The 17,191-nt window shown below is 48.6% G+C and carries 12 protein-coding genes and 1 riboswitch; of the genes, 7 read left to right on the top strand and 5 right to left on the bottom strand.

Annotated elements, in window-relative coordinates; translation table 11 throughout:
- Window positions 1–28 precede the first annotated feature (28 nt).
- Window positions 29–1,258, bottom strand: a complete 1,230-nt coding sequence (locus ABXR35_RS00775) for an MFS transporter (protein WP_367054099.1) — start codon at window positions 1,256–1,258, stop codon at window positions 29–31.
- Window positions 1,259–1,513: 255 nt separating this feature from the next.
- Here ABXR35_RS00775 and ABXR35_RS00770 point away from each other — a divergent pair, with 255 nt between their 5' ends.
- Together ABXR35_RS00770 and ABXR35_RS00765 are read left to right on the top strand one after the other, a co-directional pair.
- A complete protein-coding gene (locus ABXR35_RS00770; RefSeq protein WP_367054096.1) occupies window positions 1,514–2,044 on the top strand; it encodes a hypothetical protein in 531 nt (176 codons plus the stop codon).
- A gap of 90 nt (window positions 2,045–2,134) precedes the next feature.
- Window positions 2,135–2,332: a hypothetical protein gene (locus ABXR35_RS00765; RefSeq protein ID WP_367054093.1), complete on the top strand. Its 198-nt coding sequence runs from the start codon at window positions 2,135–2,137 to the stop codon at window positions 2,330–2,332.
- Between the two features lie 111 nt (window positions 2,333–2,443).
- Here ABXR35_RS00765 and ABXR35_RS00760 read toward each other — a convergent pair whose 3' ends face one another.
- The 4 genes from ABXR35_RS00760 to ABXR35_RS00745 all read right to left on the bottom strand — a co-directional run bounded on the left by ABXR35_RS00760 (window position 2,444) and on the right by ABXR35_RS00745 (window position 7,915).
- On the bottom strand, window positions 2,444–4,513 hold the full coding sequence (locus tag ABXR35_RS00760) for a class I SAM-dependent methyltransferase (protein WP_367054090.1): 2,070 nt from the start codon (window positions 4,511–4,513) through the stop codon (window positions 2,444–2,446).
- Window positions 4,514–4,625: 112 nt separating this feature from the next.
- On the bottom strand, window positions 4,626–5,795 hold the full coding sequence (locus ABXR35_RS00755) for a pectin acetylesterase-family hydrolase (RefSeq protein WP_367054087.1): 1,170 nt from the start codon (window positions 5,793–5,795) through the stop codon (window positions 4,626–4,628).
- Between the two features lie 45 nt (window positions 5,796–5,840).
- On the bottom strand, window positions 5,841–7,208 hold the full coding sequence (locus ABXR35_RS00750) for an N-acyl-D-glucosamine 2-epimerase (protein WP_367054084.1): 1,368 nt from the start codon (window positions 7,206–7,208) through the stop codon (window positions 5,841–5,843).
- Window positions 7,205–7,915: a M50 family metallopeptidase gene (locus ABXR35_RS00745; protein ID WP_367054081.1), complete on the bottom strand. Its 711-nt coding sequence runs from the start codon at window positions 7,913–7,915 to the stop codon at window positions 7,205–7,207. Before ABXR35_RS00745 ends, ABXR35_RS00750 begins: the two co-directional genes overlap by 4 nt.
- 444 nt (window positions 7,916–8,359) lie before the next feature.
- Here ABXR35_RS00745 and ABXR35_RS00740 point away from each other — a divergent pair, with 444 nt between their 5' ends.
- The 5 genes from ABXR35_RS00740 to ABXR35_RS00720 all read left to right on the top strand — a co-directional run bounded on the left by ABXR35_RS00740 (window position 8,360) and on the right by ABXR35_RS00720 (window position 17,069).
- Window positions 8,360–9,283 carry an AEC family transporter gene (locus tag ABXR35_RS00740; RefSeq protein ID WP_367054078.1) on the top strand — a complete coding sequence of 308 codons (924 nt, stop codon included), beginning with the start codon at window positions 8,360–8,362 and terminating at the stop codon, window positions 9,281–9,283.
- Window positions 9,284–9,451: 168 nt separating this feature from the next.
- Window positions 9,452–10,207 (top strand): peptidylprolyl isomerase, encoded by a 756-nt coding sequence (locus ABXR35_RS00735; RefSeq protein WP_367054075.1) that lies wholly within the window; start codon window positions 9,452–9,454, stop codon window positions 10,205–10,207.
- 353 nt (window positions 10,208–10,560) lie between these two features.
- A riboswitch (cyclic di-GMP riboswitch) is annotated at window positions 10,561–10,655 on the top strand.
- 41 nt (window positions 10,656–10,696) lie between these two features.
- Entirely contained in the window at window positions 10,697–11,590 is an 894-nt protein-coding gene (locus ABXR35_RS00730; RefSeq protein ID WP_367054072.1) for a hypothetical protein, read from the top strand.
- A gap of 342 nt (window positions 11,591–11,932) precedes the next feature.
- Window positions 11,933–12,670 (top strand): polysaccharide deacetylase family protein, encoded by a 738-nt coding sequence (locus ABXR35_RS00725; RefSeq protein WP_367054069.1) that lies wholly within the window; start codon window positions 11,933–11,935, stop codon window positions 12,668–12,670.
- Window positions 12,671–12,842: 172 nt separating this feature from the next.
- Entirely contained in the window at window positions 12,843–17,069 is a 4,227-nt protein-coding gene (locus ABXR35_RS00720; RefSeq protein ID WP_367054066.1) for an S-layer homology domain-containing protein, read from the top strand.
- Window positions 17,070–17,191: the final 122 nt, after the last annotated feature.

The raw sequence follows: 17,191 nt of genomic DNA, 5'->3' as shown, positions 1-17,191 counted from the left end.
GTCCTTTCCTTCCTGTACTCTCTCCTCATTATGAATGGTTCGTGCGCACTTTGGCAACCTGCTCTCCTGCTGCTTCCGACGGCATCTCCCAGCGCCGCCGCGCCACCATGAACGCGCACAACAATAGTAGTAGTCCGTTAATAATGAAGACAAATCGTATATCCAAAAACGAGCCGAGCAGACCACCAATAATCGGCCCTGCCATCGTCGCAATCTGGGATGCCGACTGATTCAGCCCGAACGCGCGTCCACGGAAGTCCGGCGGTGTCACGCGGACGATCATTGCATTGATCGAGGGCAGCACCGCTGCAAAGAACAGCCCGTAACCAAACCGCAGCGTACCGAAGCCCCAAATATTCGTGAAGAAAAATTGCAGCATATTCCCAATCCCGCTGCCAATCAAACCGATCAGCAGCACTTTGCCAAAGCCCACCTTGCTGCCGATTTTGCCCCAGCGCGGTGCCATAATTAGCGTTGCTACGCCGACTGCGGAGAATACGATACCCGCACTTAGCGAAGCGCTGCCAGCCTCGACGCCCATACTTTTCACATAGATAGTAATGAGCGGCTCTAGAATCATAACCGAGAAATTCGCCACAGCAGTCAGAATCAGTAGCGAAATGAATACTGGATTACCCGCCGCCTGCCGGATGTCATCACGCACGCGCGAACGCTTGGCAGAGCGGTTGAAGTTGTGCTCCTTCGCCCAGATGGTCGCAATCAGCGCCGCGATCAGCACGATAAACGCCGAGAACAAAAACGCATTGCGGTTGCCCACATAATAGCTGACCACTCCGCCGATCAGCGGACCGACGATGGTTCCAGTTGCGCCAGAGGTTGCCATCACACCGAGGGCGTAGCCCGTTTTATCCTCTGGTGTATTCGTGCCGACCAGCGCAATCGAGGCTGGCACAAAGCCTGCCAGCAAGCCCTGAAACAGCCGTACCACCAAGAATATGTATGGATCGGTAACAAAATAACTAAGCAAATACAGCGCCGCCAGACTGAAGCCGGAGCGGATCAGCATCGGCTTGCGACCATATTTATCCGCAAGCGAGCCCCAGAACGGCGAGATCAAAGCACTCGCCAGAAATGTGATGCCAAATGCCACGCCAGACCATACTTCCAGATGATTGCGTACGCCCAATTCCGTTTCCAAAAAGATCGGTAAAAACGGAATAGAGATTGAATACGCCATGCTACAAAAAAATACACCTAGCCAGATGACGACAAGATTTCGCTTCCAAGAAAATTCCATCCGGTCCCAACACATCCTTTCGTTATCGTCCATTCTACTCCTGACGATCCCAAATTCCAAATCGTTCCACACGTCTTTCCGCTATCGGTGGCATTGACTTCCTTTCTATTTGCAAACGATCAATTTGAAATGAAGATGTCATTTGCAGCAGATTGGGGTAAGAACAAGTAAGCGTTTCAGCATAAAATGCAATATTTGTTTCACATATCCATAAGGAATGACCATACATGAACCCTACTCAAGGAGATGAACAGCATGAATAGACCATTTGATAATAACCGCGATGCCGCTGCACAGGAATATAACCGTTACCAGACACTGGATTCGGTAACAGCAAATGATGAAAAAGAACTGTCCAGTATCCCTGAATCCGATCTCGATCTAGTACAGCCAACCGTACGGGATGACGAAGGTATTCAGCCTGTAGTTAGTGAGGATCAGTCGGTTAACGAGCTGAGTCGTGAAGAACGTCTATCGTCGGGCGAGCGCCACACGATTGATCTGGATACGAGTGTAAATGCAACCGGGCAACCATTGAACTCTATGAACCATACGCTTGATAGTGAGTATGTAGAGAACGATATGACGGATGATACCGTAGTCGACGATTCTCTCGAAGACGGTCCATTGCCGGACATTCCCGATGCGGATGAGCTGAACGGCAGCGAGACACCGGAAGATCCATCTGTGCCATCGTCGTTCGATCAGGATGCTCACGGCACCGATCTGCGCAACGGCTCGGTTGGTCACGATATTCCTGATGAGCCAGAGCGCGACCGCCGTTAATCGATGGAAGAACATACGGTTTATTGGGATAAAAGAATAGGCAAGATCATAGCAGATCAAGCCCATCATCTCGAACAGGAGGTCAGCATTATGAGTCAGCATGACAACAAAGATAATCAGAAGCCCCATGAAGAAGATAATCTAGTTACCGAACGCGACAACGACGAGCAATTCGGTCTATTCCGCGAAGACTCCTTCCCCGACTCTGGTGAAGATGAGGTACAAAAACGGATTATCGACAATGAATTGCCGCGTGATAATAAGCTGCCTGACGAGGAAAAGGAATAGCAGTGAATAGTCTAAAATAAAACATCCCCTGTTGATGAGCAATGGCGTTATGCTACACACACGCCGCTGTCATCAGCAGGGGATATTTTGAATGTTTATTTTATATTAAGATTAGCCCTTCTTGCGAATCACAATAATACACGTACTATCCGGCAACGGCACAGGCGTATCCCATTCGTCCGTGATAGTCACCCGTGGCTCTAACGCCTCCGTATACCCCTGCTGCAAAAATGACTCAACATGCTCAATCTCCACATCATCGCCCAGCGTCTGTACAATAAACTCCTTGTATCCACTTGGCGTCATATAGCCAAATTGCTCCTGCACCTCATGCACATATGCTTCTTCGCCCCACGTATACGTGTACAGAAACTCCATCGCATCGTTGACTGGCATCATCACTGTCTGCTCGTCCAGCACCTCATACACAATGTCCCGTCCACGGAAATCGCGGGCATATCGTTCCAGCGCCGCAAGTCCCCCTTCTTCCAAAAAGGTGATTTTACGTTGCTGCACGGTTGGCTCGGTCATAATACCGTCGCGGATAATAATTCGTCCGCCCGGCGCGAGTACGTCATACGCACTATTCAGCGCCGCAGCGACTGTATCCAGATTGAACTTCTGCCCGTTGAATGGAATGTACGAATACAGCTCATGCAAAATGGAGGAAAAGAGAATGCTATCCACGCTACCCGGCTCCATGATCTCCTTCAATGCCAACGCATCGCCCTTCATGACTTCCCAACTATGGTGTTCGAGCCGCTTTTTACGATTCAATGCCTCGATCACATTTTCGGAAATATCGATGCCAATCGCCCGTTTATCTGGCATCTCCTGCTCCAGCAGATCGAGCATCACTCCACCGCCCGGACCGATGTCCAGCACTGTCTGCCCAGTCACATAACGCAGCAGCAGCCGTTTATAATCCACCGTTTCGTTCATCGTTTGCAAATAGCTGTCCTCATTATGAAAGCGATCATACGCATCCCGACGCAGATCGAACAGGTCGAACAGCATCAGTACTGCCTTTTCGTATAGTGGTGATTTCTCCGCCTCTACGCAAAAGTCGATCAGCTTCTCCGCCGCTGGTGAGAATTGGAAGGTGAAAAAGGCGGTATCCTCCAATTGCCCGTCAATAAGCAGCTCATATTCCAAATGCGGATTACGCTGCTGCCGCTGACCAGCGTGCACATCGTCCCAGCTCCATTCGGATAGATACTTTTCGATAATCCGCTTTTTGTACAAATTCATCTTTTTGACGCCGCGATAGTCATAATACAGATCGTTCATCAGCCGCTCAAAGCTAATATGACGCACCTGCTCTGGAACGACCGCTGCGAGCAAACCGAATATTTTGCAAAATTCCTCCAATGAAAAGTCCTGTAGCGCCGCTTCCACATACCAGAAAGTACGATTGTCCAGCACCATAAACACTTGATCCAGACGTGCTGGCTGACGCAGCTGTTGCAGCAGCTCTAGCGTATTCTCTCCACGTGCTTCGCTGCCGGTACGTAGACGTAGGATACGATCTTCGATGCCTAGCCCCTGCGGCTGCTCACCGTAGGTAACAGCATGAATGAGCATGGACATATCATCTCGCACGCGCTGCCACAATTGCGGTGATACCGCTTCAATGATACAGCGGTTTAGCACTAGCAATGTACTTTTTAATTCTTCTGGCGACAGAATGCCTTGCGCGACAATCTCTGCCAGCGGCAAATTATCGCGAAATGGCACTTCCCCGCGTAGAAATTGCCCCAACAACCCGTGGGTGCGAATCAAGGTCGATACCAGAATCGTACGCGGACTATCTGGCTCGGCGGCATCGCGCTCATACAGCAGCGCAGAGCCTTCATTATGTACAAACAAATTAATACCGTGCTGCTGCCATCTCATGCGCTCGCGCGTACTGCCTCCCTTGGCAGTCTCCGCCCAGCAGAGCGTTTCCTCCACAATATCACGCAACCAGAACGAGACCCGCAGCTGATCCAAAATGCGTAACGTGCGTTCCACATAATCCAGCACCGGATTGGCATCGTTCAGCTCTTGCAGCGTCTGAACCCGCTCCAGATTGACGATCCGTTCCTCAGCGGAAACGAGAATATTGAGCCAACGCTGAGATACCGTGTACGGTACCTCAGCCTGACGATACTGCTGAATGGCGGACAATGAATGCAGCATATGTTTTCCTCCCTTAATGGTGTTGCTCATTTCACACGGTATGCGTACGGTAGCAGGGCTCTTTGCGATATGCCCTGTACCATCATGCACAATCGACGAGATATACGAATCCTTAACGTTCGGGAAACTCTACAAATTCCTTGCCGACCGAATACTTCTTGTCCTTGTTGACGATATCGTCCAACCAGCGACTCAGCTTCACGCCACTCTCCTGAGCAGTATAAAAAACCTTGTACGGAGACAGCGTATGCGGAGTGCCGCGTCGCTTTTTCCGATTCCCCACACCATAATCGGTAATGAAGAAATGATAGTCTGGCAGCTCCTTTTGCAGCTGACGGGCAGACGATAGCATGCCAAGTGACCAATCGTTCGTAATTTCCAGATCGTCGCTGACCAGCCCTTTGGTGCGTCCATTCAGCACCGCTTCATACGAAGGCAGTACCTTATCATACACCGTATTCGATTGAAGCATTACCGTATTCGGCGGCAGCAATTTGGCATTGGCACGGAAAGCGGCGGCAATGAGATCCGGTTCAATACCATAACCGAACCGTCTGCTAAATTCAGCCTTCCATACCTTTTCGATAATGTCCGGCCATTGCTGACTATGCAGATATGCGCCATCCGCATAATGGTACACCTTCGCATGTGGATAATGGTTCGCAATATGCGGCGCCCAAAATGCTGAGCCAAATCCCCCCGCACTCGCACCCGCGATAAACAGTTTGTCCGGCTTCGGCAGATGCTCAAACATCCAGTCCAGTCCGCGAAGCGTATTGGCACGTCCACTATAATGCGCGGTAAACGGCAGCTTGCCCCGTCCGCGATACTTCACCTCGTTATCGCCGATGTGAAAATCTCCAGTCGCATACGGAATATAGACGATATTCCAATCATAAAATGGATTGTCCTTCCGCTGATTTTCCAGCATACCACGCAGCAGATCTGGCTTGTAAAAGGGAATATTGGCAAAATAATAGCCTAACTCGCGGTTTTGCAGCAGCGTACGCAATCCAAACGGCTTGGTCGCCGTATGCCGATTCCAGCTAATCCCACCACCGGAAAAATAAACGACCAGATTGTTGCTACGACCGCGCCGCGTAAGCAAATAATAGTCTGATCCATCACCGGACATTGCCTGTCCGCTCAAGTTGATACGACTCCATTTGTATAGCGGCGATTGGTCGAAGCGCTCCACACGCGATGGGCGTTTGATAACAAAAACAATGATTGCAAGAGCAAGCAGTGCAAGAATAAGCCATTCGATAGTGGAGATGATCATGTAGGTTCCTCTTTTCTGAAATGCGCATGATGCAGATACACCGTATTATTTTGCCGGACGAATGATGGACACTCTTGTTTTACGCGGCGTTTTGTTTGCTTTACGTCCTTTGAGCAGCCAGAGGCTAGGGGTATCGCGAATATCGCGAATTTCCAGTTGGAACGGCGTTTCTGGTAACGCTTTGTTAAATCGTAGAAAGAGTCGATTGCCATCTACCGCCGATTGCGCCACCTTCCATTCCTGCGGCTTGCTCAAGCCCGTCATATGATACAACAGCACACTGCCAATCGATTCGGGATCGACACGCTTGTTATAGGTAATCATTACTTCATGATCGCCCAGACGCAAGCCAGACGATGGCAAGGGCGGCTCTGCATACATATACCCACCGATATGATATTCATACGCCGTCCATGTACGATAGCCAAGCGTATTCGCCTGATGAGCAAATTCATCCAGCCAGCGACGTCCCTTGATCATGCTGGCGCGAGAACCAATATCCGCCTGAATGCCAAGCGGTAGATCGGGGTAATGCTCACGAATCGGCGCAGCAAGCGGCTCATACTCACGAATATAGTCGGCAGGCAATCCACGCTTCATCCAATCTGGCCAGTGCGTTTGCAGCATATGCAGATCCGGCTGCACCAATTCGATCATAGAGATCGGGTCCAGCCCTTGCCATTCGCGCAATCGTTGTGCTGCCATTTCGTCGCGTACTGCTAGCGACCAAGTTGCTACCTTGATCTCCGGTCGTACCGCACGCGCACCTTGTTCCCCGTTAATCAGTTCATGTACGAGATGATTGACCGCATGGACGCGCAGATCCACCCATGCCTCATACAGCTCAGGTACTTTGGTATAATAACGCGCGGAATTGGCATCTCGGAACTCCGGCATCTCTTCCCCATATCGTTCGCGAAATGCCTGCGCCGCTAACGGACCAACATCACCGTATACCCCCCGTTCCAAGCCGTTCCATTCGGGAAAATACGGCTCAGCAATTTCAATGCCATCAAACGGCACATGCTCCAGCACGACGGACAGCACTTCTTTTTTCCAAGCGATATAATCAGGTGAAAAATGAGAAAAGCGTTCAAATCCGTCATTGATCGGACGCAGCAGTTCCATCCGCCATGATGCCCACTCTGGCGGCGCGTGCTCCACGCTAAATGTACCGTTGCCAAGCACAAGCGCCCAGACAGCAATTTCACGCTTTTGCAGCGCTTCGACCAGTCGAGCATCGACGCGCTGCTCATTCACGACAAAATAATGTACATTCCGATACCCCGCGAGTACTAATTCATCGGCAATACTGTCCGGCGAACGATCCGCATAATACGGAAATAAAGGATCAATCTGAATACTAGGTCCGCGCAGCGCCCAAGGGCGACCGGCATGCGGCGATGAATTCATCGGGAACGTCCTCCCCGTGCATAAGATGAACCGGTAGATACCGGTGGCTTGCGTTTACGAACAAATAGCTGGGCAGACAGCTTGGCACACCATAGCGAAAAGACAGCGAACCAGACGCCCCATACAACAGCGGGCAGCCAGAATTGATGCGCTAGCCCTGCCGCATCGCCCGCCGCCGATGGACTGGTGACCGACAGCAGCAAAATCGTCAGCGCCGATACAACCGACTCCTCTAACGTCAAAAACATAATCAATAAAAAGTATCCGTTACGCAGCCATTCTGGGCTGATCAGCATCAGAATGCTAACGACCACAAAGCCAATCAGCCATACGACGCCAAAGCCCTGATGCACATACAGCACCAGCATAATCAGCGCGATGATGGCGGTAACGATAATGCCGATGCGTTGCTGTCGTTTGTGATACAGATAAAACATCCATACAACAAACAGCGACGAGCCCATATAACCAGCCAGTCCAATCGGCAGACCGCTCCAAGCAGACGTAATCATCGAATAGGTAACGCCACTATGATCCGCATTTAATTCAATCCGATTGACTCTGCCGGATGTCAGCAGCGTCACCATCGCATGACTGAATTCATGAATCATCGTATCCAGATTCCGAAATAACGACGAGAACGGAATCAGCCTAGTCAGCACTGCCGAGCCAACCAGCAGCAGAATTAATTTCAACCATTTATTCAAAGCTACACATCCTTATCGGAAGATATCCTATGCTCACTAATCAACACAGGGTTATATTCATTCTCACAGGCAACGGTAAAATAGAAATCGACTGTATAGCAATCTGCGGTATGATGCACAAGCCGCAAACCGTAGGTCTTCCCTGTATTTTACCGTCTGGCGAAAATGAACACAATGAATCACTACCGAAGTCGGATGATGTGACAGATTGATGGACTAGATGCCTTTCATTGCATATATATTTATTGATATATAGTAGTTATATAACCGGATTTGCCCATAACTGCACGCCAACGTCTTTTGCCACGAAAGACTATGGTATACTTTTAACGGATTACTTACAGCACAACCTATGATGCAGGCATATTAGAACGCTACATCTGTACCATCCATACCTAAGCACCACCGAAATACTGATTCAGACTACAGAAAGAAGTGGAGCATTTGTTTTTTGTCATTTTATTCAGTGTCGTGTTGCCGATCATTGTGCTGATCGTCGCCGGCTCCGTACTGGAGCGGGTGTTTCAGCTTGATCTGTATACCCTGTCCAAAATCAACTTTTACTGCATTACGCCAGCAACCGTATTTATGAGCATGTATCATTCCAATATGAACCCAGAGCTGCTCGGCAATGTGATCCTGTTTTACGCTTTGTATGTACTGCTACTCTACATCGCTGGCTCACTCACCTCGCTGATGATGGGCTACAAGGGCGGCAAAAAAGCCGCTTTTAACAACAGCATCATGCTCGACAATTCCGGCAATTACGGTCTGCCCGTCAATCAGCTTGTCTTTAGCGGCGAACCGCTGGCTGCCTCCATGCAGGCGCTGATCATGTCGCTGCAAAGTCTGCTCACCTTTACGTACGGGGTCATTTCGATTCAAGGCTCGCGACTGCAAGGCAATTACCGCAGCGTGATTATCGGCTTTTTGAAAATGCCAGTACCATATGCGCTCGTACTCGGTCTGGTGCTGCATATACTCGCTGTGCCATTGCCCGCTGTCTTGTCGCAGCCGCTCACCTATGCGCAACAATCGATGGTAGCAATCGCCCTAATCACGCTAGGTGCGCAGATCGTCAAATATCCGCTACGATTGTATCGCACGGATATTTATCTCAGTATGGCGCTTCGTCTGTTCGGCGGTCCGCTGATCGGATTGTTGCTGATTGAGCTGCTCGGCTTGCATGGCATTCCGGCGCAGGCACTGCTCATCGCCTCAGCAATGCCGACCGGTGTGAACACGTCCATTCTGGCGGAGGAATATCGCAATGAACCGGATTTTGCCGCTCAGACGGTGCTGTTATCTACTACAGTTAATGTATTTACGATTACGATTGTGATTGCCTTGTCCAGCTATGTAGCTTGATACAGCATGAAGCAGGGCGGCACGATGCACATAAACTTGTGTTCGGTCGTGCCGCCTTTTATACTGAAAGATGCTCTGACAGTCCGTGTATGATCCCATGCCGGGATGCTGTCGCGCCATTCGTCCCTTGCTGGACGGATTCCATCATCCAAAGGAGTGAACATTCCTATGCTACGCCAACCGCGTAAACATGCTGTATTGATTTTGGTATTTACCGCCGTTTTTCTGATTCTGGCAGGTTGCGGCAACAGCGCACCAACCACTGGACAGACCGGCAGCAGCTCCAGCTCAGAGAGCACCAATTCTGGCTCCACTGGCAGCGATTCTAGCAGCCAAAGCAGCACTACAGGCGAAACGACCAGCACGCCATCGGCGTCTGACAATTCCGCCAGCTTCAAGCAAGACAATGATCCGATCGTTACCATCGAAATGGATGACGGCAAAACAATCAAAATCGAGCTGTATCCAAAAGCTGCACCGAATACCGTCAACAACTTTATCTCGCTCGTGAACAAAGGCTTTTATGACGGTCTGACCTTCCACCGTGTTATCCCCGGCTTCATGATTCAGGGCGGCGATCCAAACGGAAACGGCAGTGGCGGACCGGGCTACAGCATCAAGGGCGAATTCCAGTCCAACAATGTACAAAATGATCTCAAGCATACTCGCGGCATCATTTCGATGGCACGCGCTAGCGATCCGAACAGCGGCGGATCCCAGTTCTTCATCATGGTAGCAGACGCAGCACAGCTGGACGGTGAATATGCACCATTCGGTAAAGTAATCAGCGGCATGGACGAGGTCGACAACATCGTTAACCTGCCACGCGGCGATCAGGATAAGCCGAATACACCACCGGTTATGAAAAAAGTGACCGTCGATACCAAAGACGTGACCTACCCAGAACCGGAAAAAATCAACTAATTCCATCTAGCAACTGATGATTGGATTCATCCTATGCGATCAGCCCCGATAACAGCGACCTGCAACTGTCAACGTTATCGGGGCTGTTCCTTTTTATTACGAAACACAGCTGATCACACAAGCAGTAATGGAAAAACGCCGAAAATCTGGATATATGCTTTGTTTATGTTCCAACAGTGCCGGTTGTTTACTGCTTGTTATCGTCCTTCTTGTTCGAACAACGATAGAATATTGACGAAATGTGGCGAAAAGCTATTTATAAACTCAGTAACTGAGACGATATATATTGTGTGCAATCTTTCCTTAGATTGTATTCGGCGTTCATCGTATCGCCGAACTAAATAGAATATCATATTTAGTCAGGGCAAATTCATCGAAAGGTGAAGACGCAAAGCCAAGGGTCTAAGGCGAAACATGCAGGATTTCGCTAAGATAGCCGGTTGCCGAGGAATACCTGATGCGGTATGAATCGAAGGAGTCCGATTCAACATGAGTAGTAAACAACAGATGTTCAAAACGACAGGTATCATTTTTCTTACCATCCTGATCCTGCTGGGAGGTTTCCCGATGAAACCCGCTCATGCACAATCGGCTCAGAAAGCCACCTGGCTGTGGAATACGCAGCTGATTGCAAGCTCGCCTGACGAAGTCTTGCAATTTGCGGCATCGCAACACGTCAATCTGATCTACCTGCAGATCAACGCCGACCTAGATGCTAGCGTATACCATAGCTTTATCGCCGCCGCTTCCGCACAGAATATTGCTGTGGAAGCATTAGATGGTGCGCCTTCCTGGGCGCTGGATTCCCAGCGTCCACAGCTTCAATCCTCCCTCGATTGGATCTCCTCGTATCAAGCCGGTGCCTCGGCAGAACAGCGCTTTAGCGGTATTCATATCGACATTGAGCCGTATCTGTTACCGGAATGGAACACCGACCAAGCGTCTGTCATCGCTGGATGGCAACAAAGTGTACTGGATGTCGCTCAAACCGCACGTCAACTCGGAGTAGAAGCTTCCGCCGATATTCCGTTCTGGCTGTACACGCTGAACACATCCGACGGCTCCACGCTCAGCAGCTGGATGATGAAACAGTATAACTCCGTGACCCTCATGGCTTACCGTGATCGCGCGGACTCGATTCTGGACGTTTCCTACGCTGAGCTGCAAGAAGGTGCCGAAACGGGCGCACGCGTCTACATCGGTGTCGAAACGAATCAAACCGATGAAGGCAACAACATCAGCTTTTACGAAGAGAGCGCAGCTTACATGAATCAGCAATTGGATCAAGTAACCGTGACCGCTTCGGTCTACTCTTCATTTGCCGGTATTGCCGTACACGATTACAACGGCTGGTCGGCGAAGGTGCAACAGGGCTCGGAATGATTTGGGCAACCCATCGATAACAGAAGATGATATAGCATCAGCAAGCGCATACTGGGATCGCTCCGGTATGCGCTTCTGTTATGTTATGCCATTTTCCTACTAACAGCTATTTGACGCGGACGTTGTTCAGGCACTTCCTTTTTCCTGGTGGCGACTATGTGCCTATATCTCAAAATTTCAATCTTTACAATTTAAACTTTTTGTATATTTCTATGCGGTTAAATGACAAAAATGTTATGCAATAGTATTGTTTGACGCAAGATTACGCTTTGCTAATCCTGTTATGATGAATGACGGGAATCATGGAAAACGAAATCAATCAAGTAAGGAGCGTTTAATCGTATGCTGCACAAGAAAAAATGGATCATCATTACCCTCATCATGGCACTGCTTATTCCGCAAACCGTCTTTGCCACCGCCAAATCCTCTGGAACGACAGACAAACAGAGCAAGGTGTCTGCTGGCAAAACCATCTATCTTACCTTCGATGACGGTCCGACTGCACATACGATGCAGCTGCTGGACATTCTGAAGAAATATAATGCCAAAGCGACTTTCTTCATGCTCGGTCCACATATGGAGCGTTACGCTTCGGCGACCAAACGCATCGTAGCGGAAGGCAATGGACTCGGACTGCATGGTGTCACGCATGTACCGGGCAAATTCTACGCTTCGCCTTACAGCGCCTACAACGAAATGGTCGGTGCTAATAAGAGCCTGTACAAAGTGACTGGCAAATACACCAGTCTGGTGCGCACTCCTTACGGCAGTAAGCCCTATCTGAAAAAGAACTTCCGCGATGTACTGCTGCCAGTCGGCGGCTTCCATCTGTGGGACTGGAATGTCGATTCGCTGGATTGGAAATACAAAAAGGATCACCAGCGCGTCTACAACAACATCATGAGCCAGATTCATTCGGTAGAGCGTCGTGGTCAAACACCGGTCGTACTGATGCACGATCAACCAGCCACGCTGAAAGTACTGCCGATCCTGATGAAGGAACTGAAAGCCGAAGGTTATACATTCAAAACGCTTGATAAGTCGATCCATCCAGTTAATTTCTGGAACGACGAGCGTTAATCGAAATGTATTCAACCAAAGCCAGAGTATGAAGCATATGCTTTATACTCTGGCTTTTTACATGAAAAAATACCTATTTTGCTAATTAAGCAATTAAACAAGCAAGACCGATAATGAACATAGAGCCTGACCTTAGGCATAAACATATTCAAAAGGGCGAAAGGATGATTGTGTGAACCATTATCATGCAATATCAAAAACAAGGATGTTCAAAATTTCGTTATGCTTGATTCTACTGCTAGCTTCTTTTTCAAGTGCGGCTGGCTCGGTTTTCGCAGGCCCACCAGCCAACAATGTGTTCACGGTCATTAATACAAATGGCGACGACAGCACTGGCTCATTCGCATGGGCGATTGCCCAAGCTGGACAGGTTGCTGATAGTACAGTCGTATTTGATTCTGCTCTTGCCGGATCAACGATTACACTAACGGGTAGCCTGACACACTGGAATCCCGGTGATAGCACATCCGTTGAGATCGGGGCGCAATCGACCGGTAGCTTTACGATTCAAGGTCTGACCGATGCTCAGGGCAAGCCAGCCATTACGATCGATGGCCATGGTGTGCAGGGAATCTATGCCACTGGTAGTGGGACATTCAGTATGTCCAACCTGATTATGAAAAACTTTAACGTTGTCCAGACGAATGGTGGACTCGACTATATGGGTTCTGCATTATCGATTACCGGAGACCAATATTCCAGTGTTACGCTGGATAATGTCTATTTTATTGGCAACAACAAGGCATTCAAAACGATGGGTGGTATCGTTTCACTTAGCATCGTGCAGGCACCGTACAAAGCCAATATCAACCGTGTGAAATTCCTCAGCAACTCTCTAGCAGCTAACAACTCGACAGACAATACTTTTCAAGGCATGCTATTTTTTAACAGTTTCGTGAAGGCAGCCATTACCAACTCGCTTTTCGCAGATAATTGGGTTAACACACATACATCCTCAACTGGAATCGGCGCCATCAGCGCTGGTGGCGGTGCATATGATGCAATCTGGTACAACAATACATTTGCCAATAATAGTCTGACAAATGATCAAGGAAATACACTTGCTCCAATCGCTTACCTTACAGATGCAGGACGACCGGCTAATACGACGTTTGACAATGAATTCCGCAACAATATCGTTGCAAATTCTTCATCGAATTATAACGCCCAGACGAATCTGTCTGATTTGCTCTATATCGCATCACTCGACGTTCCACCGGTAAAAGCGAATGCTAATTTGATTGTGGCTTCTGCGGATTCCAGTTTATTTAAAAGCACGGATAACAAGGACTATCGTTTGAGCAATCAGGCTGTGTCTGCAATTGATCAGGGCGACAATACGTATGTGTTGAGCGGTCTGGATCTGGATGGCAATCCTCGCACTGATGGCGGTATTGTTGATCTGGGTGCGCTGGAATATACGCCCAATACTAATGCTACATTAGATTCGGTTTATCATACAAAACCGATATCTGGTGATATTTCAGGCGGAGATGGGACGACGACCAGCAAAGCGATCAAATGGAATATTTATGCACCGTCTGGTGTCACTGAACTGTTGCTAAGCGATTTTAAAGCACAGAATGCTGAAGCTGCGGTTATTCCATACACAGAGAGAGACTATCGTAGCGGTGAAATCACGAGTACGGATACCGTGACGCTCGACCCGAATCAGCCTACCAAATTATATGTAATGGTTCTCTCAGAAAGTGGTAACGCAAAATACTATGAGATCTCAATCTATCCGCCTGCAACGGATGTAACCTTGCTCTCTTCTGTTGCAGATGGATCAGACACAAGTACATCCACCAAAATCAATCTTACATTTGATAAAGATGTTGTGAATCTGAATGCGAATGATATTGTCTTGCTTAGCAGTACGGCATCCGCAACTGTAGGAACTACAAGTGGCTCAGGCAAAAACTGGTCGGTCACCATTGACTCGGTTCAAATGACTCCTGATCCACCGCCTGCTGATCAATATCCGACTTCCGGTCAGATCTACCTGGTTTTATCTTCGGGAGTTCATTATAATTTTATCGGCACTGGACAAATGGTTACGATCTACAAAGCCAAATCACCGCATACGACACCTCAGTCTTCTATCGATTATGTGAATGAAAAACTGACCGGACTGGAGCCTGGTAGCACGTATTCCATCAATGGCTCAACCGTGATCGCGGATACGTATGGTTATGTAGACATTCCTGCCTTCTGGATGGGTCAGACGGTAAATGTGATCCAGATTGCAAGTGCAGGCTCTGTAGATAGCCAGCCGCAGTCGTTTATGATTCCGTCTCGTCCACTGCCACCGCTGAATATTAGCGTTACCGATGCGACGTATGCAGAAGCGCATGATGGCAAGCTGTCCGGCGTGAACAGTGATATGGAATATACGATGAGTGATGTGATTCAGTGGAATAGCATTTACAGTAATGAGATTGACAAGCTTGCAGTGAATACGTACTTCATTCGCTACAAAGCAACAGCAAGCTCGTTTGCCTCCAAGTCGACAGGTAAAATCGTGGGCGTCAAAGATCCGAATGCAGAGATCGTGCCTGCACCTGCTGTGATCGCAAATGATACGCTAAATACGATCATCGGTCTGGACACAACGATGGAGATTTCTGTAGACGGACAGGCGTATGTATTGTACAACGGCTCCAACCTGCCATCGTTGATCGGTGAGCATGAAGTCAAAGTACGTTATGCAGCTACTTCATCCAAACCAGCCGGTCTGGTGACACTATTGCAATTTACGACCGATACGTTTCCACCAATCGTAATGAGCGTCAAAGACCCATCCGGTTCTGGCAATAATGGTAAAACATTATTATCGATCGATTCGCCTGCACTGCCTAATACAGGTAATCAGTGGATATTCAAAAACTTCGGTACAGCCAATGCAACTTTGCCGAAAATTGGTGCAAACGTCAGTGACTATAGTGCATTCCCTCTTGATGGACTCGTAAATGCAGCCGATGGTGATTCCATCGTAGTCGTTGAAGCGGATATGAATTCCAATGTGCTGCGCTATGTACTGGTCAAAGCTGTCGTTTCAAATGAAAGCTCTGGCGGCGGTAGTTCTTCAGGTGGCGGCGGAAGCAGCCCTTCCACAACACCGACTGTACCAACACCAGGTACAACCACACCTGGCGCAACGATAACCGATGTGATTGTACTCGTTAACGGCAAACAGGAAAATGCGGGCAAAGCCATCACAACAATCGAAAACAATATCAAGACTACCAAAATCAATATCGATACCGATAAGTTGAAAGCAAAGCTGGATGCAGAAGGTTCGAACGCAATCGTTACCATCCCTGTCCCTGCTGGCTCTGATGTGAATCAAGCACAAATTACCGGACAAGCTTTGCAACATATGAAGAATAAATCAGCTACGATTGTAATTCAAACCGATACAGCATCGTATAAGCTGCGATCCCAAGAAATACCACTGAGTCAGACAGCTGCTGTAGCTAGCGATACGCAGATTGTGCTACAAATCGCCAAATCTTCGGAAGCGACCACAGCAAAAATGATAGAAGCGAGCCAAGCGAAAAACGCGACCCTGCTTACTTCTCCGTATGACTTCAAAGTGACGGTAACAACCAATGGCACATCGACAGACGTGACTTCGTTCCACTCGTATGTAGAACGTACGATCCAGTTACCCGATGATATCGATCCATCGAAAATTACGACAGGCGTCGTCCTGCGTGACGACAACTCAATCGACCATATCCCGACCAAAGTGATTAAGCAGGACAATAAATATTATGCTGTGCTGAACAGTCTGACTAACAGCAATTATTCCGTTGTCTGGCATCCGATGACATTTACTGATGTAAACCATCACTGGGCAAAGGATGCAGTGAACGACATGGGTTCTCGTATGGTCGTGAATGGTGTGACTGACACCACCTTCAACCCGAATGCCAACATCACCCGCGCAGAATTCGCAGCCATTATCGTTCGCGGTCTTGGATTGCCAACAACAGGTAAAGGTGATACTTCCTTTAGCGATGTGAAGCCCGACGCATGGTACGCAGGCGCTGTACAGACTGCCGTTTCGTACAAGCTGATCAATGGCTTTGAGGATGGTACATTCCGTCCACAGGATACAATCACGCGCGAACAAGCCATGATGATCGTAGCGAAAGCGATGAGTTTGACTGGTCTTGCTGAACGTACATCTGCTTCGGATGCTACAGCAGCACTGGCTGGCTTTGCTGATCATAGCCAGATCGGTAGCTGGGCAACAGACAATCTGGCACTGACCATTCGTGCCAAACTGATCAATGGACGTAATGGGAATATTGATCCAAAAGCTAATATGACTCGTGCAGAAGTTGCCGCTCTCGTTGAACGTCTACTGAAGCAGTCAGAATTAATCTAAACGTATAGCAAGTATCCTCGCAAGCGATAGAATATGAATAACTATAGTAAAAGCGCCCTTCTCTACAGAGATTGGGCGCTTTTGATGATATGATCTTGTTTTGTAGGATCATCTTGTTTTTG

The sequence above is a fragment of the Paenibacillus sp. JQZ6Y-1 genome (genome assembly GCF_040719145.1).
GTDB classification, from domain to species: Bacteria; Bacillota; Bacilli; order Paenibacillales; family Paenibacillaceae; genus Saccharibacillus; species Saccharibacillus kandeliae.
This window is presented reverse-complemented; position numbering and strand designations above follow the sequence as displayed.

Coding starts and splice junctions, on each gene's coding strand:
- ABXR35_RS00725 (WP_367054069.1), top strand. CDS start 11,933: ATGCTGCACAAGAAAAAATGGATCATCATTACCCTCATCATGGCACTG.
- ABXR35_RS00730 (WP_367054072.1), top strand. CDS start 10,697: ATGAGTAGTAAACAACAGATGTTCAAAACGACAGGTATCATTTTTCTT.
- ABXR35_RS00770 (WP_367054096.1), top strand. CDS start 1,514: ATGAATAGACCATTTGATAATAACCGCGATGCCGCTGCACAGGAATAT.
- ABXR35_RS00760 (WP_367054090.1), bottom strand. CDS start 4,513: ATGCTGCATTCATTGTCCGCCATTCAGCAGTATCGTCAGGCTGAGGTA.
- ABXR35_RS00750 (WP_367054084.1), bottom strand. CDS start 7,208: ATGAATTCATCGCCGCATGCCGGTCGCCCTTGGGCGCTGCGCGGACCT.
- ABXR35_RS00775 (WP_367054099.1), bottom strand. CDS start 1,258: ATGGAATTTTCTTGGAAGCGAAATCTTGTCGTCATCTGGCTAGGTGTA.
- ABXR35_RS00765 (WP_367054093.1), top strand. CDS start 2,135: ATGAGTCAGCATGACAACAAAGATAATCAGAAGCCCCATGAAGAAGAT.
- ABXR35_RS00735 (WP_367054075.1), top strand. CDS start 9,452: ATGCTACGCCAACCGCGTAAACATGCTGTATTGATTTTGGTATTTACC.
- ABXR35_RS00755 (WP_367054087.1), bottom strand. CDS start 5,795: ATGATCATCTCCACTATCGAATGGCTTATTCTTGCACTGCTTGCTCTT.